The following is a 22349-nucleotide window of genomic DNA, read 5'->3' on the forward strand; positions in this document are numbered from 1 at the left end:
TGCGCTCTAAGACAAGTGTGTACTGCACACCTGAAGACTCTTTAGAAGATAAAAATTCGTCTCTTTGCAAACCCTGTCCCTTTATGTTAAGATATACCGTGAAGCAGGTGAGATTCACCCTTCACAACAAGGCTCAGGTGGCCATGGCGACGGGGTCCACCCCTTACCATTCCGAACAGGGAAGTTAAGCCCGTCAGCGCCGATGGTACTGCCACACCAGGTGGAAGAGTAGGTCGCCGCCTTTTTTAAGAATCCCTCACAGCAATGTGGGGGATTTTTTTTGGAGTTACCTCAAGTGAGTCAAAGGTAAGGTCCCAAGTCCATATTACATCCTACCCCCGGGGGACATACGTCCTTATTCCCCCTTGATTACAAAATAACTTCTCATCCCGAAATACAAAAGCAGAAAAGTATTCTGGCAAACTGCCTCTGGACCAAAGCTTATTGAGATCTTGAGAGTAAGAACCCAAGAGTATTGAAACTAGCACCCTTACATAGTCTTACCCCCGGGGGACATACGTCCTTATTCCCCCTTGGTTGAAAGATACTCTGTCAGCCGGAAAATGAAAAGCAGGGAAATTTTACCTGGTTACAACCCCGTTTTGATAAACTCTACGCGACGGTTCTTGGCTTTGCCCATTGTGGTATTATTGGCTTCAATAGGTTCGGATTCACCCTTGCCGTCTACTTCCATCATGGATGAATTAACCCCGAAGTCCTTGGACAAGGCTTGTTTAACAGCCTCCGCACGTCTACGGGAGAGGTCCAGATTGGAACTTTCATCCCCATCACTATCCGTATGTCCGACAATGATGACTTTGGCATTGCTATCCTTTAATACTATCGAAATGTCCTTAAGTACCCCGTAGGATTCTGGTTTGATCTGATCAGAATTTACTCCAAAATAGATACCGTTGGTTACTAATTTGCCTTCAGTTAGAAGTTTGTTCCTCGTATCAGGTGCTCCGGACGCCATACGAATGTTGCCTAAAAAGTAATTGCTACTGTACAAATTAGAAACACTCCACTGTACTACTGTAGTCCTAAATCCACTGGGAAGAACTTTTGGCAGATCTAAGATCTTATTCTCATTGAGATAGAATCTAATTCTTTCCTTTTGCCTCCAAATAGATATAGTAACCTTATTTTTTCCTTTAGCCGGGACAAATGATTTGCCAAAATCCAGATTACCTTGCTGAGTAAATCCATTATAGTGCCCGTAAGCTTTTGTACTGGCATCATTCAATCCTGGATGTATATCAAATTTAAAAGATCCGTTTCTGAAATTACTTTCAGACATTTCACCACCATTGCGTCCTTCCCTATAACGATTAATGTCGATGACATCGAGCAGGTGCAGGTTTAATGAAGCACTGCTCCATTCAAATGGGATTGAACAAATTAGATCGAATTGGATTGTGTAATTTTCAGGCAATCCTAATATTCTATCCAAAAAATAATTAGAATTGTCTTTAAGCATCAGCCATTTACCTTCAAAACCCTCAATATTGACGACCTCTCCTGATCCATTAGTGAACCAGAGTGCGGGGAAATCGCCAATGGCATCCTGACTAAAATCTTCCCAAATGACCAATTGATCTCCTGGAATAAAATCGAATTTTGATTTGTAAGAAGTGGTTTCATTTACCGATACATTTTCCGGCTTATGATCAGGAAACTCATTGTCTGGTATCCCTTGTTCGGTAGTATTTTCGGGATTTCCATCATTTTGTTCCTGGGGTGTGGGTTTGTTCTCTAGCTTCTTTTCTACCCCTTTCTCCACTTTGTTGACTACTTTATCCTTCATTTTCTTTAAGATCTGTGCATCCAACTGCATGGAAAACGAAATAAATACCACGGTCACTAATACTCCAGTAATTGTTCTCATAACTATAAGGTGTTCCTATAAATTCCGGTAAATGTATATGTTGATTATGAAATCTTTATCCCGTAAAAAGGGTATTTTAATTTGAGTAATAATCGGGCTTCCCAGTGAAAACTTTGCGTAACTTAGAATAGATATATAAGCTTATGAAAGTACTTCTGGTATTCATGATTATAAGCTTTGGGTCATTATGCGAAATTCGCGGATGCAACCTCACTTTGCCTTTTTACTCCACTATAGATATTTTGCTTTTTGAACCTCAGACCGGAAATGAAACCCTTAAAGAAAAAGAACAAGAAATAAGGGAAATATCCGATATCCAGGATCGTAAGCTTAGGAATCGGAATGTGTTAGCTCTTATTCTGGCTATTGCCCTTCTTTTAATAATCGTGATAGGAGTGCTTCTATACAGGAATTTTCAGCATAAACTCACATTGCGTCAAAAGAAACTTGACCGTATGGAACTGGAATCCAGGCTATTGACCATAGAAGCTGCCCTAAATGGTGAGGAAAGAGAGCGTGCAAGAGTAGCTTCGGAACTCCATGATGGTCTCGGTTCTCTTTTGTCCGGGATAAAATTTTCCTATCAAAACATATTGCCGTCCCGTGATGATTCAAAAATCAATATGGAGGCATATAGCAAAGGGATGTACATGTTAGACAATGCCCTTGCCGAGGTCAGGCGTATTGCTCATAACATGATGCCAGCGACATTGATCAAATTTGGTCTGGACACGGCTCTTAGGGACTTCTGCTCAGAGGCAGATCAGCGTGAAGATCTGATTATTAGTTATCAGTCAATAGGGCTGGAAGAAATGGAGCTTGAACAATCAGAATCCCTGGCGATTTACAGGATAATTCAAGAACTCGTCCACAATGCCATAAAACATGCGAAAGCAAAGAAAGTTATCGTTCAATTGATTTTCAGTGCAGGTAAATTAAATATAACGGTGGAAGATGACGGCATTGGATTTAATCCTGAATTAACGGATCGGTCAAAGGGCATTGGTTGGAATAGTATCAGTAACCGCATAAATCTGTTAAGGGGTGAGCTTGATTTACAAACCTCACCTGGGAAAGGGACGTCTGTTCATATATCAGTCCGAATATGAAGTATAGGTATTTTATAGTTGATGATCATTTTATGGTAGTAGAAGGGATTAGAGCCCTGCTGCAATCCGAAAATTCTCTGGAGTTCATGGGTTCAGCGAGAAATGCCGCGTTCTGTATGGCAGAACTGCTTAGCAAGAGGCCTGATATCATACTTATGGATATAAACTTGCCGGATAAGAGTGGTTTTGAACTTTGCAAAGAGGTCAAGCTTAAATATCCTGGGACAAAGGTTATAGGACTCAGCACCTTCAACCAGCAGAGTTTCGTGAAAAAGATGCTGGAAAGTGGTGCAGATGGTTACATACTCAAAAGTGCTGACAAAAAGGAAATCCTCAAGGCCATAGAAATGGTCATGCGCGGACAAATTTATCTTGATGCTGATGTTTCAGGGCTATTGCGTCATCCAGAGGATAGGGAGATTATTTTAACCAAACGGGAAAAAGAAATCCTTGTTCTGATTGCTGAAGGACTTACCAACTCCGAGATAGCTGATAGACTTTTCCTGGGAAGCTCAACGGTAGATACTCACAGAAAGCATTTATTGCTAAAGATCGGAGCACGCAATAGCGCCGAAATGATCAAGATTGCCTTTCAGAAGAACCTCCTTCTACTCGATTCTTAGTATATCCCATAAAAAGGGGAAAAATTTAATGTGTATACACATTACATTTGGTCGGTTAACTAGAAATTCCTCTGACCATGAAATTCGGTTTTTGGTTGCTGGTCTTGTTCGTAATCACTTCTGTAAAGTCTGTCGTTCTTGGGCAGGAAAGCGAACAACACCCTGATATGCGACAGGAAATAAATGAACTAAAACAGGACATCAGGGAACTTGAACAGGAAATTGCTGAGGCCAAAATCAATAATCCGGACGAAGTGCCCCAGCTACAAAAAGAACTGGCATCCCTTAAAAAAATAGTTGAGTCATTTGAAAAGATGGCGGGAAACTCCCCAAACCCAACTCCAACTGTCCATAAATTAGCTTCTACACAGAATTCGGTGAATCAATCACCTATTGAAAGAATTATTCTAAGTAGGCAACCTACAACTCCAAAACCCGGAGAAGATACTGACAGGTTGTTGTGGTACCGTGGAAAAAAAATAAACGATAGCACGTTGATTACGAACAAATCCATGGTAGTACAGTTCCAAAAATCTCAGAATCGTGTCGTGGCTCAGCCAGATAAGAAAACAGATCCCTTTGAGCCTATGATAAGGGAATTAGAAAAGGCTATGGAAAGGGAGGAGGAATTAATAGAGAAATTCGCCCGGATGGAGAATGGGTTTTTGTACTATCCTGAATTAGAAAAAACACTATCGCGGTATGAAGACCTGAATGAAGAATATAGCGCTTTAGTAAAAAATGTAATTGAACTTCCTGAACTTTCAGCCAAAACGGATGGCAAATATGCCCAGGCAGAGTCTGAAACCGGTGGGATTGGGTCAACTATCAGCAATGCTAAAGATTTTCAGAATCTGCTGGATTATGAGGAGACCATGGCTAAGGCCCGACGTCTATTTAAAGCTCTCCCTCCTGTTGAGGATTTTCCCGCTCCTCCTGAGGATGATTTGAGTGTTTGCGGGGCTTGTGATCCCGAGTTAATAAAAAAAGAACGCAAGGCAAAAGATGAATGGCATAAAAAATTCATAGGTCAGGAGGAAGAAATTAGAAACCTGATCTTGGGCATGGAACGTCAATATGCTTTACTAGGCAGTGAAGATCACAAAATATCTCCACAGAGCATCAATTTTTTGGATTCATTAGACCAAAGAGAAAGAAAAAAACTACAGACTTTAATGCAACGGTATGGCAACCAAATAACAAGATTTAATACCGTGCTGATCTATGTTTTAGGATATGAGAGGAAAAAGCAATTATTAGGCTCAAATGAGGGGTCAATAGTTGATTATTCTAGCTTAATGTCTAATCTTGATAGCATCTATACGCAATACTTGAATGAACAAATCCAGCTCAAAAATCACGACTTCGTATTAAATATCCCCCGCCATATTTCATTAGAAAGGCAAAAACGACTATTAGGAGATGAATCACCTCCTGTTGGAGTTTATGGTTTAGGTAAAAATTTTGATAAGGCTGTGGCCTATAATAGGTTCGCCCTGAAGGTCAACCTTCAATTCGAATACGAACAAACAGATGATGAAGGGAACCTGGAATTAAAGGCAACAGGGAGCCTGCTAACCCCTGAGAAGGTCTATACCATGCTAATTACGGACGGTTGTACCTATAGCCTGGTAAAACATAAAGTAGATTTCACCAGTACAACTGAAAAAGAGGTAGCCATTCCTATAGAAGTAAAATCAGGAGCTAAAACGATACTGGACGAGGAAGACCGGTTGATAACTTTTTCCTATACCGGACCGAATAAATACCTCATGAATTTCCCTGAATTCAAATTGGATTTCTGTACTGGCAGATCGCGAGATTCAGTTTATTTTATGCCGCTCTTCAGCGAAGAGGTAAATATGCCATTGGGGAATTTAAATAAATCATACACATCTGAGATGCTACCCATGGCCAATCATATTTTTGTCAATATCGTAGAAATGGAGGAACAATTGGAGAAAGGAATGGAGCTTGCCGCAGAGATCATTACTTCGGTTACGGCAATTCAATCAGCGGGTAGCGGGATTTCTACGCGAGAAAAGCTTAGAATGCAATATGAAACAAAGCAAAAACAGGATAACTACAGAAAGGATATCAATAAGTTGTCTGCCAATACCAAAACCGTTTTTACGTTCGATGCCCGTAATAGATCATCTGAAATTATCAATGCCACACAGGACACAAAGCATGAGATAGATGAATACTCCAGGTTAACAGTGGGAAAAATTCACATCCAAGTTGTGCATGATCCTTTTCAGTAATCTATTACACTCTTGGCAGATCTCCCTCTCCTTTTAAAGGCAGATCAGACCTTCCCATAAGATATGTATCCACATGGTATGCCGCTTGCCTTCCCTCAGATATAGCCCACACAATTAAGGATTGACCTCTCCTCTGGTCGCCGGCAACAAACACTCCGGGTACATTGGTCTTGAAATCCTTTACAGAAGCTTTGATGTTCGTTCTCGTATCTGCTTCGAGCCCCAATTGTTCTGCAAGAGTCATTTCTGAGCCGGTAAAACCGAGGGCCAGTAATGCCAGATCGCATTCCCATTCCTTTTCCGTCCCCTCTATTTCCTTCAAAACTGTCCGCCCTCCAGGTCCCTTGATCCATTCCACTTCGGATGTGATCAGTCCTTTGAGATTTCCGTCTTCATCACCAATAAATTTCTTGGTGGAGATACTGAAAACCCTTTCGGCCCCTTCCTTATGGGATGAACTGGTCCGAAGGCGCATAGGCCAGAACGGCCAGGGCTGATCCTGGGGTCTGCTCTCTGAAGGTTTGCTCAGGATCTCAAAATTGGTTACCGTTTTTGCTCCCTGCCTGAAAGAAGTTCCAATACAGTCAGAACCCGTATCGCCCCCACCGATCACTATCACGTGCTTGTCTGTCGCAATGATCTCTTCCTCAAACTTCTTTTTCCCTGCTACCCTTCGGTTATTCTGAGCCAGAAAATCCATGGCCTGTACCACCCCGTTCAGGTCAGATCCTTCTATCGGGAGCTTCCTGCGCACTGTAGCTCCCCCGCAAAGCACAATGGCATCATAATCCTTTTTTAATTTGTTAGCGGGCACATCAATGCCGATGTGAACTCCACACTTGAAAACGATCCCCTCTTCTTCCAATACTTTAAGACGTCTGTCGATCACGTGCTTTTCCATCTTGAAATCCGGGATGCCGTACCTCAATAGTCCTCCGGGTTTTTCATCTCTCTCATAGACCGTTACCCAATGCCCTGCCCTGTTGAGCTGCTGGGCAGCGGCCAGTCCGGCCGGACCGGAACCAATAACGGCAATTTTTTTACCAGTCCTCGTTTCAGGTGGGATTGCCTTGATCCACCCCTTTTCAAAGGCGGTTTCAGCAATGTTCTTCTCAATATTTTCAATGGAAACAGGATCTTCATTGATGCCCAGTACACAAGCCTCTTCACAAGGTGCAGGACAAAGCCTGCCGGTGAATTCCGGAAAATTGTTGGTGGCGTGAAGGATCTGTGCTGCCTTTTCCCACTTACCGCGATAAACGGCATCATTAAAATCCGGAATAAGATTACCCAATGGACAACCACTGTGGCAAAAAGGGATCCCGCAATCCATGCAGCGTGCCCCCTGGTCCCTGAGTTCTTTTTCCTTGAGCGGAACCGTGAATTCCTTAAAATTCTTGATCCTCTTTTCTACCGGTTTATAGGGCTCTGTCTTCCTTTTGTACTCTAAAAATCCCGTGATCTTTCCCATTCCTTCTCTCTAAGTAATTTGTAGCTTTTCTTCTTCCAACCTCAATAAGGCCTGCCTGTATTCTTCCGGGAAAACCTTGATAAACTTAGGGAGGTAATGTTCCCAATTCTCAAGGATCCGCTGGGCAAGCGGACTCAAAGTCGCGTTGTAATGATTCTCTATCAGGCCCTTCAATTGCTGTATGTCCTTCTCTTCTTCCACTGCCAGAAGGTTGAGCGCTTCTTTGTTACAGCGTTTGTCAAAGGTTTTGTTCTCATCTAATACAAAAGCGATTCCTCCGCTCATCCCGGCTCCGAAATTCCTTCCGACCTCCCCGAGGATAACAGCCACTCCGCCGGTCATATATTCACACCCATGGTCACCGATACCTTCTACCACGGCAGTGGCTCCGGAATTCCGAACACAGAATCTCTCCCCCGCCTTGCCGTTGATATAAGCCTCTCCTGATGTTGCACCGTAAAGGGTTACGTTACCGGTGATAATATTTTCCTCAGGTTTTAGGGTAGATTTTTCCGGGATCTTGATAACAAGTCTCGCACCAGACAGCCCTTTGCCCAGATAATCATTTGTATTGCCATTGACCACCATGGTCAGTCCCTTCGTGGCGAAGGCACCAAAACTTTGTCCTGCTGACCCTGTAAAATTTAGTTTCAGAGTATTCTCAGGCAGTCCTTCAGCTCCGTATATTTTAGAAATCTCATTACTGATAATAGCTCCAATGGCCCGGTCTGTATTGTGAATAGTGAATTCCAGGCTGGTCTTCTCTTTTCTGAACAATGCCGGGTGCGCCTGTGAGATAATATCAAACTCAATAGAATCTTTTACACTGTGTTCCTGTTTGGTGGTATTGTACAGTTTGGTACCCTTGGGGACATCAATGGTATGAAGGATGGGCGTGAGATCCAGACCATTGGCCTTATAGTGGTCTATAGCCTTATTTCTATTGAGTTTCTGTACCTGTCCAACCATTTCGTTGATGGTCCTGAAGCCCAGTTTAGCCATGATTTCTCTAAGTTCCTGGGCTACGAAATACATGTAATTGACTACGTGTTCCGGTTTTCCCTCGAATTTCTTCCTCAGCTCAGGATTTTGGGTGGCAATACCCACAGGACAGGTGTTCAGATGGCAGACCCTCATCATGATGCACCCTGAAGCTACCAGGGGTGCTGTCGCAAATCCAAACTCTTCAGCTCCCAACAAACAGGCTACGGCCACATCCCTTCCCGTTTTCAATTGCCCATCGCACTCCAGTACTACGCGGTTTCTGAGGTCGTTCATGACCAGGGTTTGCTGTGCTTCGGCTATTCCCAGTTCCCAGGGTAGTCCTGCGTGCTTCAGGGAGGTCAGGGGCGAGGCACCTGTTCCTCCGTCAAACCCTGAAATTAGGATCACATCGGCCTTGGCCTTGGCAACACCGGCTGCCACCGTTCCTACTCCTACTTCAGACACGAGCTTCACATTGATCCGTGCCTTCCGGTTGGCAGCCTTTAGGTCGTAGATCAACTGAGACAGGTCTTCTATGGAATAAATGTCGTGGTGTGGGGGAGGTGAGATGAGTCCCACATAGGGCGTGGAATTCCTTGTCTTGGCGATGAAAGGGTTTACCTTTGGACCGGGTAATTGCCCACCTTCACCCGGCTTGGCACCCTGGGCCATTTTGATCTGTATCTCCTGAGCATTGGTCAGGTAATTAGAGGTAACCCCAAAACGACCCGAAGCCACTTGTTTAATGGCACTGTTCTTCCAGTCTCCCGTCTGATTTTTATAAAATCGTTCGGCATCTTCTCCTCCTTCGCCTGAATTGCTCTTCCCTCCGATCCGGTTCATGGCCACTGCCAGATTCTCATGGGCCTCCTTGCTTATGGAACCGTATGACATGGCCCCGGTCTTAAAACGCTTCACAATATTGGTCCAGGGTTCTACCTCCTCCAGGGGAATAGGATCAAAATTGGTAAACTCGAACAACCCCCTGAGGGTCATAAGGTCTTTGGACTGTTCATTGACAATCTCGGCAAACTCCTTATATGTCTCGGGTTCGTTGTTTCGGACCGACTTCTGGAGTTTTGCAATGGACAGCGGATTGAACATGTGTTTTTCTCCATCCCGCCTCCATCTGTATTCCCCTCCGATCTCGAGGTCCAGGTTGGCGGCCACGTGTGTTTGGGCAAATGCTTTTTTATGTCTTTTAGAGATCTCTTTCTCGATCTGGTAGAGGCCGATCCCCTGAATCCTGGTAGGGGTATTCGGAAAATACTTTTCCACCACCTTGGTATTCAGTCCAATACATTCAAACAGCTGGGAACCCCGGTACGAATTCAGAGTAGAAATACCGATCTTGTTCATCACTTTTACGATACCTTTCCCTATGGCCTTGTTGTAATTCTTGATTGCTTCATCAAAGGTGTATTCTGTAATGTCATTTTCCTCGATCTGTTCCCCGATGATCTCGTTGACCAGATAGGGGTTGATGGCACTGGCCCCAAATCCAAAAAGAAGGGCGAAATGGTGTACCTCCCTCGGTTCAGCAGATTCTATGATGATACTGAGTTTGGACCTTTTCCCTAAACGCTGCAGTCCGCTGTTGACGTAAGAACAAGCCAGAAGAGCCGGAATTGGTGCTTTTTGCTGGCTCACAAACCTGTCTGAAAGGATGATGATATTGGCCCCTTCATCGATCGCTTTAGAGGCCTGGGTCAGCAAGGACTCCAGTGCATCCTCGAGACCATTGTGGCCCTTATCCACCTCATAGAGCATAGGGATAGACACCACCTTGTAATCCGGGCTGGCATCATAGTTTTTTATCTTATCGAGGTCTTCCTTGGAGATCACAGGATTCTGGATCTTAAGTTTACGGCAATGGAGCTCGGTGATCTCAAAAATATTCCTGTCTGTTCCCAGGGTAAGGCTGATATCTGTGATCAGTTCTTCCCTGATCCCGTCCAGGGGCGGGTTGGTTACCTGGGCAAATAATTGTTTGAAGTAATTGTATATCAGCTGCGGTCTCTCTGAAAGAACGGCAATGGGTGTGTCAGAACCCATAGATCCGATAGGTTCTTTTGCGTTCTTACCCATGGGCAGAATAATCGTATTGATATCTTCAAGCGTATATCCGAAAATGGCCTTCCTTTTTTCCACGGTCTCTTCCCCCAGGAAAAGGGGGCAGTCATTGTAGGGGATGTCTCTCAGGTGGACCAGATTGTCATTAAGCCACTTCCTGTAGGGGTGCTTTTTTGCTATTTCCTCTTTGATCTCGGTATCATTCACGATTCGTCCCTCCTCCATATTGACCAGGAACATCCTCCCGGGTTCCAGTCGACCGTGTTTCTCTATATTTTCAGGGGCGATCTCCAGTACTCCTGTTTCAGAAGACATGATTACATACCCATCCTTGGTGACCGAATATCGGGAAGGTCGAAGCCCGTTCCGGTCGAGAAGTGCCCCAATGTAGTTCCCATCCGTGAAAGGGATAGAAGCCGGGCCATCCCAGGGTTCCATCAGGCATGAATTGTATTCATAGAATGCCTTTTTGGTATCCGACATCTCAGTATTTTTCTCCCAGGCCTCGGGCACCAGCATCATCATCACCTCCGGCAAGGATCTGCCTGTCATCAACAGAAGTTCTACCACCATGTCCATGGTAGCAGAATCTGATTTACCCGGCAAGATGATAGGGAGTATTTTTTTAATCTCCGGCCCGAAAAGCGGACTTTCCATCAGAGCTTCTCTAGATCTCATACGGGTGACGTTGCCTCTAAGCGTATTGATCTCCCCATTGTGGCACATGTACCGGAAAGGCTGTGCCAGATCCCAGGTGGGGAAAGTATTCGTGGAGAACCTCTGATGCACCAGCGCCAAACGAGTCACAACTCGGGGGTCCATCAGGTCTTTGTAATACAATTTAATATCCTGGGGCATCAACAACCCCTTGAAGATGATAATTTTAGTAGACAGGCTGGGAACATAGAAAAACTTGCTTTCCGAAAGTTTCGAATCGATGATCCTGTGTTCCGTAACCTTTCTGGCGATGAACAGCTTCCGGTTGAAGGTTTCGATATCCTCTTCCTCTTTCTCTTTGCCCACAAAGAGCTGCTTCACATAAGGCTCTGTCTCTGAAGCCATCCGACCTGGCACGCCCTTGTTTACAGGCACGTCCCTCCATCCCAGTAAACGGAGGCCCTGTCTGGCGATCTCTTCTTCGAGGACCTGCATGCAATAATTCCGCTGGTTCTCCTTTTTGGGCAGGAAGACATTCCCAGCCGCGTATTCCCCAGCTTCGGGTAAATCAAAAGAACATACCTCCGTAAAATACTGATGTGGTATATCGATCAGGATCCCTGCACCGTCTCCGGTCTTCCCGTCGGCACTAACTGCACCTCTGTGCTCCAGTTTATCAAGGATCTCCAGCGCCTTGTGGATGATCTCATTCGACTTCTTCCCTTTCAAGCTACATATGAATCCTGCTCCGCAATTGTCATGCTCGAACTCGGGTAAATACAATCCTTGCTTCTTCAACATTACTTTAGTGTATTTGAACAAAAATATCAAATACACTGCGGATCATCTTTTGTTTAGCTGAATATGATAGAAAAAATGCAGCGTTTTCAATTTATTCTTAAAATAAAAACAAAATGAAATTTATACCCGTGTTTCAATGCCATTTTGATAATGGGACCCAAACAAAAAAGACCCTGAAAACGGGTCTTTTTTGATAAAAGTTAAAATAGTCTTTTCAGGAAAATCAGTCCTTTAGTATGCTTCTGGAGATGACGATCTTTTGTATCTCAGAAGTTCCTTCATAGATCTGAGTGATCTTGGCGTCTCTCATCAGTCTTTCCACGTGATAGTCCTTCACAAACCCGTTACCCCCGTGGATCTGTACGGCCTCAACCGTCGTGTCCATTGCCACCTGTGAAGCGTAAAGTTTGGCCATGGCACCGGACAGGTCGTAATTCCTGTTCTGGTCCTTGTCTACCGCGGCTTTGTACACCAGCATTCGGGCAGCATCGATTTGTGTGTGCATATCTGCCAGCTTAAAGGCAATGGCCTGATGATTCATGATCTCCGTACCAAAAGCCTTCCTCTCTTTAGAATATTTTCTGGCCAATTCGTAAGCCCCCGCGGCAATACCAAGGGCCTGAGCTGCAATCCCTATCCTTCCTCCTGCCAGGGTCTTCATGGCGAACTTAAAACCAAAACCATCCTCGCCAATGCGATTCTCCTTTGGGACTTTTACGTCGTTGAAATTCAGGGAGTGTGTATCGCTCCCTCGGATGCCCAACTTATTTTCCTTAGGGCCGATCTCGAATCCCTCCATTCCCTTTTCCACGATAAGGGCATTGATGCCTTTGTGTTTTTTCGCAGCATCGGTTTGTGCCATCACCAGGTACACATCTGCCGTACCTCCGTTAGTGATCCAGTTCTTGGTTCCGTTAAGCAGGTAATGATCCCCTTTGTCAATAGCGGTGGTCTTCTGGGAGGTGGCATCACTGCCGGCTTCTGGTTCAGAAAGGCAGAAGGCTCCAATAATTTCGCCGGTGGCCAGCCTTGTCAGGTATTTCTGTTTTTGTTCCTCTGTTCCGTAGGTCTCAAGGCCCCAGCAAACCAGGGAGTTATTTACGGAAACAATGACGGAAGCAGACGCATCCACCTTCGACAATTCTTCCATGACCAGGACATACGAGAGCGTATCGAGACCGCTGCCTCCGTAATTCGGGTCGACCATCATCCCCAAAAACCCAAGTTCGCCCATCATTTTAACCTGATCGGCAGGGAATTTCTGTTCTTCATCCCTTTCTATTACTCCCGGGAGTAATTCCTGCTGGGCGAAATCCCGTGCAGCCTGTTGGATCATCAGTTGCTCTTCAGTAAGTGTAAAATCCATGGTGTTTATAGTATTGTTAAAAAAGGCTCCCAAAGATACGGCTTCATTGGATATTATTCAATGATTATCTCATCGATTTGAGAATATCATAATCACCTTTTTTCGTTTATCATTCGTTGATTACGAATTCCTTTTATACCCGCCCAATATTTTTATATTTGTTCCAAGGGATTTAAAACGATTGATTTGCACTGAAATTATGAGACAACACTAGCTTTTCCTGCAGTCTGTCCCATTTCTGGGACCATTCCATTCTCAAGTAAACGAACTCATAATCTAATCCTGATTTTAATGAAAGACCTTTTAAAGCAGTACGAGGATAAAGCACCGGAAATCGTTTTTAATTGGAAAGACCCTGAAACTGAGGCCGAAGGCTGGGCAGTGATCAATTCTCTTCGCGGGGGAGCCGCAGGTGGCGGAACGCGCATGAGAGAGGGCCTGGACATGAATGAAGTCCTTTCTCTGGCAAAGACCATGGAGGTTAAATTCACCGTTTCCGGACCCCCGATAGGCGGAGCCAAATCCGGGATCAATTTTAACCCGAACGACCCCAGGAAGCGCGGTGTATTGGAACGCTGGTACAGGGCAGTCTCTCCTTTACTTAAAAGTTATTACGGCACGGGAGGTGATCTTAACGTGGATGAAATTCACGAGGTGATCCCTATTACTGAAGACGCGGGTGTCTGGCATCCTCAGGAAGGGGTATTCAACGGACACTTTAAACCAACAGAAGCTGATAAGATAAATCGAATAGGCCAGCTGAGACTGGGGGTTATCAAGGTGCTGGAAAGTCCGGCATACTCCCCGGACATCAGCAAGAAATACACGGTAGCCGATATGATCACAGGATTTGGGGTCGCTGAGGCAGTCCGGCATTATTACGATATCTACGGGGGATCCGTAATCGGTAAAAAGGCAATTGTACAGGGATTTGGAAACGTTGGAGCTGCTGCTGCTTTTTACCTGGCTCAAATGGGAGCCCGAGTCGTGGGTATTATTGATCGTGTTGGAGGGGTCATCAAAGAGGACGGATTCTCTTTCGACGAAATCAAATCCTTCTTCCTGCATAAAAAGGGAAATACTTTGATCGCCGATGCCGACAGAATGATCCCGTTCTCGGAAATGAATGAGCGGATCTGGAGCCTGCAAACAGAGATCTTTGCACCCTGTGCTGCCTCCCGTCTGATCACCCAGGAACAGATTACCCAGATGATCGACAGCGGTTTGGAAGTGATCTCCTGCGGGGCCAATGTTCCCTTTGCAGATAAAGAGATCTTTTTCGGTCCCATCATGGAATATACAGATGAAAAGGTGAGCCTGATCCCCGATTTTATTTCCAATTGTGGCATGGCCCGTGTTTTCGCCTTTTTCATGGAGGGTAGGGTTGCGATGGAAGACGAATTGATATTTAAGGATACCTCTGATGTGATCAGAAAGGCAATTTTGAATATCTTTAAGCAAAATCACAACAAGACCAACTTAAGCAAAACGGCATTTGAAATAGCACTTAAACAACTCTTGTAAAATCTAACCAGTATGGAAACCATTATCATCATTGTCTTTTTGGCCGGTTACCTGGCCATAACCCTGGAGCATAACCTGAAAATTGATAAGCTGATCCCGGCCCTGGCGATGATGGCAATTCTATGGGCATTGATCGCCCTGACCCATATGCCTGTTTTTGAGGTCAATACGGAACTAAAAGAGTTGGAGCCTTCCCATCTGGACGAGATGCTGCTCCACCACCTGGGAAAAACCGCCGAGATCCTGGTATTCCTTCTGGGGGCAATGACGATCGTGGAGATCATTGATTATTTCGATGGTTTCGCAACCATAAAAGGCTATATCCGCACCAAGAAAAAATCCAAGTTATTATGGCTTTTTTCCATACTTGCCTTTATCCTTTCCGCTATCATAGACAACCTTACAGCTACTATCGTACTGGTCACTATTTTACAAAAAGTGATCAAGGACAGAGAGATCCGACTCTGGTTTGCCGGTATGATCGTGATCGCTGCTAATGCCGGGGGTGCCTGGTCTCCCATCGGGGATGTAACCACCACAATGCTCTGGATCGCCAATAAGGTGTCTGCATGGCAGTTGATCGAACACGTCTTTATCCCTTCTGTAATGTGTATGGTGGTGCCTGTTCTTTTTGCACTTCGATACAAGGTCTTCCAAGGGGAATTGGATATGGACCTGGAAGAGAAAGAGATCCCAAAATCTCCCTATGGAGCTACCATGTTGTACCTCGGGCTGGGCTCTATAGTGTTCGTGCCTTTTTTCAAGACGATCACGCATCTGCCTCCTTATGTGGGAATGATGCTGTCACTGGCTATAGTAGCTACTTTTGCCGAGATCTACAGCAATGCAAAATTCAGTATTTCCACAGTGGATTTTGATGAAGAAAAACACGACCATCACAGTCCTGTACATACTTCCCTTTCTAAGATCGAATTACCCAGTATTCTGTTCTTCCTGGGAATCCTGTTGGCAGTGGCTGCCCTTGAGTCTCTCGGGATGCTTTTCGAATTCGCAGAATCCCTGGACCAGTATATGCCCATGTTGGGAACTGAGGCCGTGGCAGGCACGGTTTCAGATCTTGTGATAATTATTCTGGGAGTTGGTTCGGCCATCATCGACAATGTTCCCCTGGTAGCTGCGAGTATTGGTATGTTTTCAGTTCCTATTGATGATCCTGTCTGGCATTTTATCGCCTACTCTGCCGGGACCGGTGGAAGTATGCTCATCATCGGTTCTGCTGCCGGTGTTGTAGCCATGGGAATGGAGAAGATCGATTTCTTCTGGTATCTCCGCAAGATCGCCTGGCTGGCCCTGGTCGGGTTCCTGGCAGGAGCCGGTACATTTATGCTTATCAGAAATTTAGTGTTGAACGCATAATTAAATAGACAGAACTCCGTTATAGGGGCAAATTAATTAAGGGAACTTATATGATTCTATTTCAAGATCTGGCTAATGAAGCCCAGGTTGGAGAGGTAATATCCGAAGAAAAGACACTTTCTGTTATCGATTTGATCCTCAGTGGGGGAACGGGAAGCATCGTGATCATCTCCGTACTTTTCGCCATGCTGGCCGTGGCCCTGTACATTTACTTTGAGCGGTTACTGGCAATCAAGGCCGCATCTACTATCGACAAGAATTTTATGAACCAGATACGGGATCACGTCATGAATGGTAAACTGGACGCGGCAAAGATCCTGTGCGCCCAGACCGATTCCCCGGTTGCCCGTTTGACTGAAAAAGGGGTTTCCAGAATCGGAAAACCTCTGGATGATATCAACGCAGCCATAGAAAATGCGGGAACACTCGAGGTCTACAAACTGGAAAAAAATGTAAATATCCTCGCCACAGTTGCAGGTGCCGCTCCCATGATCGGATTCCTGGGTACGGTGATCGGGATGATCCTGGCCTTTCACCAGATGGCTAGCAGCGGAGGACAGGCCGAAATGGGTGCCCTCGCTTCCGGGATTTATACTGCCATGACCACTACCGTAGCAGGATTGGTAGTGGGAATCATCGCCTATGTGGGTTATAACCACCTGGTGAACAGGACGGACAAGGTCATCCATAAGATGGAAGCCCATGCGGTGGAATTCCTCGACCTTCTTAATGAACCCGTATAAGTCGGACCTATGAAACTGAAGAGAGGAAATAAGATCAGTCCGGAATTCAGTATGTCCTCCATGACGGACATCGTTTTTCTGCTGCTGATCTTCTTTATGCTGACAGCCAACTCCCCCAATGCCCTGGACCTTTTATTGCCCAAGGCCAGAGGGAAGTCGACCAACACCCAGAACGTCTCCGTTTCCATAAACAGGGACCTGGAGTATTTTGTGAACAATCAGCAGATAAACGGAGCCTATATCGAAATTGAATTAAAAAAAGCACTGGAAGGGAAAGATAACCCCACAATTATTCTCAGGGCAGAGGAAAGCGTGGCCATAAAAGAGGCCGTTAACGTCATGGATATTGCCAACAGGAATAATTACAAGGTGATCCTGGCAGTGCGACCTAACTGATGTCGTTGCTGGATACGAGACACAAGAAGAAATCATTCTCGCTCACGGTCTTTTTGCTGAGCGCCCTGGTCCTATTGCTTTTTTATATCGGCCTTACCTATATGGACCCGCCCATTGAAAATGGGATCACCGTAAACTTTGGAAGTATGGAATACGGTTCCGGCAGAGAACAGCCCCAGGAATTGCTCAGACCCAAACAGGAGGAAACCCCTCAACCGGTGGAAACTGAAAAAACTGCAGCCGAACCTGAGGAAGTTGAGGAAACACCTGAAGAAGCATCCCCGAACAAGGAGGCGGAAAACCTGCTTACCCAGGAAAGGGAGGAAGCCATCAGGATCCAGAAAGAGAATGAGGCTAAGCGCAAAGCTGAGGAAGCAGCCAGAAAAATAAAGGAAGAGGCAGAAAGAGCCGAGCGTGAAAGGCAGGCTGCAATCGAGAAAGCGAGACAGGAAGAGGAAGCCAAGAAAAGAAAGCTGGACGCCCTCATGGGCGGGATCAATAATGCCGACGGTACAGCCCAGGGCAACGAAGGCGATGACGCCCTGCCCGGGGATAAGGGCCGGCCAGACGGTGACCCCTACGCGAACAGTTACTACGGCAGTCCCGGATCGGGAAGCGGTACAGGGGGCTACGGACTTAAAGGCAGGTCTCTGGCCAGCAGGGGCAAGGAAGAACAGAATTGCAACGAAGAGGGTACAGTGGTGGTCAGGATCGTGGTGGACCAGAATGGAAGGGTAATCGAAGCTAGTCCGGGCGTGAGGGGAACTACCAACAATCATCCTTGCCTTATTGATCCTGCCAGAAAAACGGCACTTCTCCATCGTTGGAATCCTGATCCGAAAGCCCCACTAAGGCAGATCGGCTTTGTCGTCGTCAACTTTAAATTAGGGGAATAATACATGACTTATAGGGAAACCTTGGATTGGATGTTCGCCCAGCTTCCCATGTACCAGCAAAAAGGAGCGTCGGCTTACAATGGTAAACTGCAGGGGATTCAGGAATTCTCAACCCATCTGGGCGATCCACATCTGAAATTTAAGAGCATACATGTAGCAGGGACCAACGGCAAAGGGTCCTCCAGCCATATGCTGGCTTCCATACTCCAGGAGGCCGGTTATAAGACCGGTCTGTACACCTCTCCCCACCTCAGGGATTTCAGAGAGCGCATCAGGATCAATGGACAACAGATCCCGGAAGAGGAGGTCTTGGAATTCATCGACAGGAACAAGCCCTATATCCAGAAAAAGCATATGTCTTTTTTCGAGATGACGGTGGCAATGGCATTTGATTACTTCTCAAAGGAGTCTGTCGACATTGCGGTGATTGAGGTTGGCCTGGGTGGTCGACTGGATTCTACAAACATTATAAATCCTGAAGTTTCTCTGATCACCAACATCGGCATGGACCACACCGACCTGCTGGGGGATACCTTGGAAAAAATCGCCTATGAAAAAGCAGGAATTATCAAACCCTACACTCCTGTGGTAGTCAGCGAAAGACAATATGTGACCTGGGAAGTATTCACTGCTGTGTCCCAACAGCAGAGGGCACCTATAATCTTTGCCGAAGATGTGATCTCCGAAACCTATCCTACCTCCCTTCTGGGGTCATACCAGTACAGGAATATCAAAGGGGTCTTGGCCGTGATAAAGGCCTTAAAGGATTTTGCGATTTCAGAAGAACATATCCGTCGTGGATTGAAGAAAGTTGTAGAGAATACCGGACTACTGGGGCGATGGCAGGTCCTTGCCGAAAGTCCGAAGGTCATAGCAGATACGGCTCATAATAGTGAGGGGTTGACCCTGGTGCTGGAACAGCTTTTAAAAGAGCAATACGGATCCCTTTGGTTTGTGCTCGGTTTTGTGCAGGAAAAAAATCTGGACCATATCCTTCCGCTGTTTCCTAAGAACGCAAATTACCTGTTCTGTAAACCTGATATTCCAAGGGGTTTATCTGCTGAGACCCTGGCTAAAAAAGCTGTGGAATTCGGTTTAAAAGGTGAGGTTTTAACCTCGGTAAATAAAGCACTTGAAACGGCTAAGGAAAGAGCGGGAAAGGACGATCTCATCTTTGTGGGAGGCAGTAATTTTACGGTGGCTGAAGTGGTGTGATTTTTTCTTTTTTTTGTTTTGGGTAACAAAAAACTATCCTATATTTGCACTCCCTTTGGGGCTCTTAGCTCAGTTGGTTCAGAGCACCTGCCTTACAAGCAGGGGGTCACTGGTTCGAATCCAGTAGGGCCCACATCAAGCACAAAACCCACTCCAATTGGAGTGGGTTTTTTCATTTCAAAGGGCGCCAAGCTTGCTTGAGCGACCAAAGAAATGAAATAAAACAGGCTGCGTTAGCGGCCTGTAGGTTTTGTATTTGCAGCCGTGGTCTCCCGATGGAACATCCCGCTATGTGGGATAATCCAGCATCTTTAAATCGCATAGCTTGAAATAAAAAATCCTTCATTGCGCTTCTGCGCAATGGGTTGTCCATTTGCAACATCGCGCACAATGGATCACGGCTCTGCCGTAATCCATTGTACAAATTCCAAATTCCATTCTGATAGTCCCGATGTACCATCCCGCTATGTGGGATAATCCAGCATCTTTAAATCGCATAGCTTGAAATAAAAAACCTTCATTGCGCTTCTGCGCAATGGGTTGTCCATTTGCAACATCGCGCACAATGGATCACGGCTCTGCCGTAATCCATTGTACAAATTCCAAATTCTATTCTGATAGTCCCGATGGAACATTCCGCTATGCGGGATAATCCAGCCTTAAAAACAAGAGTCGAAGTGGGGCCGATCTGGTTCACTTGCCGGAGAAACTGACTACTATCTGGGCTTAAATGAAATCTACAGTGACCTTAATCCTGACGATTGTGAACCTTTAAATTGACCCGAATCTTCTCCAAAATAAATAGTAAATTTATAGGACTACCCCGATCTCAGGATTTAAATCATGGCATTTACAAACAAGAAAACAGAGAGAATAAAGTGGTTGATTCAGGAGATTTCCGGGATTATATACAGGCTTAAAGAATACGAGATCAAATACTCGGCTGAGATTTCTGCTGTCCATCCAAATTTTGCAAAAAGTGCTGTTAACCTTGTTCATTACCGGGCTTTACGAAAAGAGGATCTTCGTCCTATCCAGAAAAAACTTGCCGATTTAGGCCTTTCTCGCTTAGACAAGCCGGAAGGTCATGTCATGGCGAGCTTATTGGCGAGTAAGGCTATTCTGGAAGCATTTTTAAACAACGAACCCATACAGGCTCACAAGGCTGGTCTGACCTTCAAAAAAAGCAACCGGCTGGTCAAGACTAACGCAAGATCACTACTGGGTAGTCGTTCAAAAGGCAGACGCACCAGGATCATGGTGACACTTCCCACAGAAGTAGCATATGATTATAGGATGGCCAGGGATATGATTGCGAGTGGTATGAACTGTGCAAGAATTAATTGTGCGCATAACACTGAGGAGGAATGGGATCTGATGATCAAAAATGTCAGGAAGGCTTCTGTATTGTTGGATAATAAATGTAAGATCACGATGGACCTTGGAGGGCCCAAGGTCCGCACAGGTCCACTCCTCGGGGGGTCTCAGATCATTAAATTGCGCCCACCGAAGGATATTCGTGGAAAGGTGATCAAGGAAAGTAAGGTCTGGATGAGCCCAAAGGCTCATCCAAAATCAAAATATCCGCATCTTCCTGTGCCCGTCAGCGGAATAGAAAATCTAAAAAAGGGTGACAAGTTGTTCTTCAATGACAGTAGGAACAAGAAAAGGGAATTTACGGTTCTGAAGAAGACAGGAGAAGGTTGTGTGGTCTTATGTGACAAAACATGTTACCTGGAAACAGGGATGAAAATATATAGAAATGCGGAACTTACAGCAACTCCTTTCCCCGTGGGTGAATTACCTGAAACGGAACCTTTCCTTATTTTAAATACCGGTGATTTGTTGCGTCTGCACAAAGAAGCGATCCCTGGAGAACCTGCTGTGAAGGATAAAAAAGGTAATGTGATAAGTCCATCCCATCTTTCCTGCACCTTGGAAGAAGTCTTTGAACAAGTGAAGCAAGGAGAACCTGTGTTTTTTGATGATGGAAGGATTGCAGGCGTTGTCCTCGAAGCCACCCCGGATGAATTGATCATTCAAATAGTAAAGGCCAGAAAACAAGGCAGTAAACTCAGAGCCGACAAAGGGATCAATTTTCCTGGAAGTGAACTGGATATAAAAGGTTTGACGACCAGGGACAAAAAGGACCTGGCCTTTGTAGTGAAGCATGCAGATGCGGTCAATGTTTCCTTTGTAAACCGAAAACGTGATGTCAGGGAGCTGATGATGGAGTTAAATAAGTTAAATGCTCCTGAAGGATTTGGGGTCATTCTGAAAATAGAAACTCAAAAAGGATTTAATAATCTTGCCAAGATCATTCTGGAAGCCATGAAGACTTATCCGATAGGTGTAATGATCGCCAGGGGGGATTTGGCGGTGGAATGCGGCTGGAATAATATCGGCCGAATTCAGCGGGAAATACTTATGCTGTGCAGGGCGGCCCATATCCCGGATATTTGGGCTACACAGGTTTTGGAAAACCTTGCAAAACAAGGTGTTCCTTCCAGAGCGGAAATGACGGATGCCGCCATGGCTCAAAGGGCAGACTGCGTAATGCTCAACAAAGGACCCTATATACTCCAGGCTATCGAGATGTTAGATGTCGTTTACAAGGATATGGAACACTATCAGGATAAATATGTCCAGCTTTGGCCTCCAATCGTTAAGGCTACCTGACCCTGAGTAATCCAGGATTTTAGTACAAGTATGCTGTGGTATTGAGGTATTGACCTTCGATCGGATAAAGATTTTGATCATAATAGGAAAAATTAAATGTGAATCATGGTCTTTGCCATTTTTTTACCTACCGGGTTATCAAAGATATTTACATCCAGCCTTCTAAAACAAACCGAAATACTGCATTCAATGTTCAATATGAAGCCGGTACATCATACCGGGAGTTTAACCTCGACAAAAAAATCAGGTAAGAATATACTTACATTCTTATTTTTTCTCATTT

General features: G+C 45.3%; 14 protein-coding genes, 1 tRNA gene and 1 rRNA gene. 12 read left to right on the forward strand and 4 right to left on the reverse strand.

Annotated features, from left to right (window positions below; translation table 11 throughout):
• Nucleotides 1-133 precede the first annotated feature (133 nt).
• A 5S ribosomal RNA gene (rrf, locus tag IEV19_RS10920) occupies nt 134-245 on the forward strand.
• A 344-nt stretch (nt 246-589) separates the two neighbouring features.
• Here rrf and IEV19_RS10925 read toward each other — a convergent pair.
• The gene (locus IEV19_RS10925; RefSeq protein ID WP_188370785.1) at nt 590-1888 is read right to left on the reverse strand and encodes an OmpA family protein; all 1299 of its coding nucleotides are present in this window, start codon (nt 1886-1888) and stop codon (nt 590-592) included.
• 143 nt (nt 1889-2031) lie between these two features.
• On the opposite strand from IEV19_RS10925, the gene IEV19_RS10930 reads away from it, so the two are divergent.
• The 3 genes from IEV19_RS10930 to IEV19_RS10940 all read left to right on the forward strand — a co-directional run bounded on the left by IEV19_RS10930 (nt 2032) and on the right by IEV19_RS10940 (nt 5884).
• Nucleotides 2032-2997, forward strand: coding sequence for a sensor histidine kinase (locus IEV19_RS10930; protein ID WP_188370786.1), 966 nt, complete (start codon nt 2032-2034; stop codon nt 2995-2997).
• Nucleotides 2994-3620 carry a response regulator gene (locus IEV19_RS10935; protein WP_188370787.1) on the forward strand — a complete coding sequence of 209 codons (627 nt, stop codon included), beginning with the start codon at nt 2994-2996 and terminating at the stop codon, nt 3618-3620. Before IEV19_RS10930 ends, IEV19_RS10935 begins: the two co-directional genes overlap by 4 nt.
• Nucleotides 3621-3697: 77 nt before the next feature.
• Nucleotides 3698-5884, forward strand: a complete 2187-nt coding sequence (locus tag IEV19_RS10940; RefSeq protein WP_188370788.1) for a coiled-coil domain-containing protein — start codon at nt 3698-3700, stop codon at nt 5882-5884.
• A gap of 4 nt (nt 5885-5888) precedes the next feature.
• Here the strand turns inward: IEV19_RS10940 and IEV19_RS10945 are convergent, their stop codons facing one another.
• The 3 genes from IEV19_RS10945 to IEV19_RS10955 form a co-directional block, all read right to left on the reverse strand.
• Complete coding sequence (locus tag IEV19_RS10945) at nt 5889-7355, reverse strand: glutamate synthase subunit beta (RefSeq protein ID WP_188370789.1); 1467 nt, start codon at nt 7353-7355, stop codon at nt 5889-5891.
• 9 nt (nt 7356-7364) lie between these two features.
• Nucleotides 7365-11870, reverse strand: a complete 4506-nt coding sequence (gene gltB / locus IEV19_RS10950) for a glutamate synthase large subunit (protein ID WP_188370790.1) — start codon at nt 11868-11870, stop codon at nt 7365-7367.
• 223 nt (nt 11871-12093) lie between these two features.
• Nucleotides 12094-13236: an acyl-CoA dehydrogenase gene (locus tag IEV19_RS10955; protein WP_188370791.1), complete on the reverse strand. Its 1143-nt coding sequence runs from the start codon at nt 13234-13236 to the stop codon at nt 12094-12096.
• A gap of 291 nt (nt 13237-13527) precedes the next feature.
• Between IEV19_RS10955 and IEV19_RS10960 the strand changes: the two genes are divergently transcribed.
• The 8 genes from IEV19_RS10960 (at nt 13528) to IEV19_RS10995 (ending at nt 22066) form a co-directional block, all read left to right on the forward strand.
• Nucleotides 13528-14760: a Glu/Leu/Phe/Val dehydrogenase dimerization domain-containing protein gene (locus tag IEV19_RS10960; RefSeq protein WP_188370792.1), complete on the forward strand. Its 1233-nt coding sequence runs from the start codon at nt 13528-13530 to the stop codon at nt 14758-14760.
• Nucleotides 14761-14772: 12 nt separating this feature from the next.
• A complete protein-coding gene (gene nhaD, locus IEV19_RS10965; protein ID WP_188370793.1) occupies nt 14773-16137 on the forward strand; it encodes a sodium:proton antiporter NhaD in 1365 nt (454 codons plus the stop codon).
• A gap of 50 nt (nt 16138-16187) precedes the next feature.
• Entirely contained in the window at nt 16188-16880 is a 693-nt protein-coding gene (locus IEV19_RS10970) for a MotA/TolQ/ExbB proton channel family protein (protein WP_188370794.1), read from the forward strand.
• Between the two features lie 9 nt (nt 16881-16889).
• Entirely contained in the window at nt 16890-17276 is a 387-nt protein-coding gene (locus IEV19_RS10975; protein WP_188370795.1) for an ExbD/TolR family protein, read from the forward strand.
• The gene (locus IEV19_RS10980) at nt 17276-18172 is read left to right on the forward strand and encodes an energy transducer TonB (protein ID WP_188370796.1); all 897 of its coding nucleotides are present in this window, start codon (nt 17276-17278) and stop codon (nt 18170-18172) included. The genes IEV19_RS10975 and IEV19_RS10980 overlap by 1 nt, the downstream gene beginning before the upstream one ends.
• A 3-nt stretch (nt 18173-18175) precedes the next feature.
• Complete coding sequence (locus IEV19_RS10985; RefSeq protein ID WP_188370797.1) at nt 18176-19387, forward strand: bifunctional folylpolyglutamate synthase/dihydrofolate synthase; 1212 nt, start codon at nt 18176-18178, stop codon at nt 19385-19387.
• A gap of 58 nt (nt 19388-19445) precedes the next feature.
• Nucleotides 19446-19520 (forward strand) — tRNA-Val (locus IEV19_RS10990).
• Nucleotides 19521-20230: 710 nt separating this feature from the next.
• Nucleotides 20231-22066 carry a pyruvate kinase gene (locus tag IEV19_RS10995; protein WP_188370798.1) on the forward strand — a complete coding sequence of 612 codons (1836 nt, stop codon included), beginning with the start codon at nt 20231-20233 and terminating at the stop codon, nt 22064-22066.
• The last annotated feature ends 283 nt before the right edge of the window (nt 22067-22349 follow it).

The sequence above is a fragment of the Muriicola marianensis genome, assembly GCF_014638095.1.
Classification (GTDB): domain Bacteria; phylum Bacteroidota; class Bacteroidia; order Flavobacteriales; family Flavobacteriaceae; genus Muriicola; species Muriicola marianensis.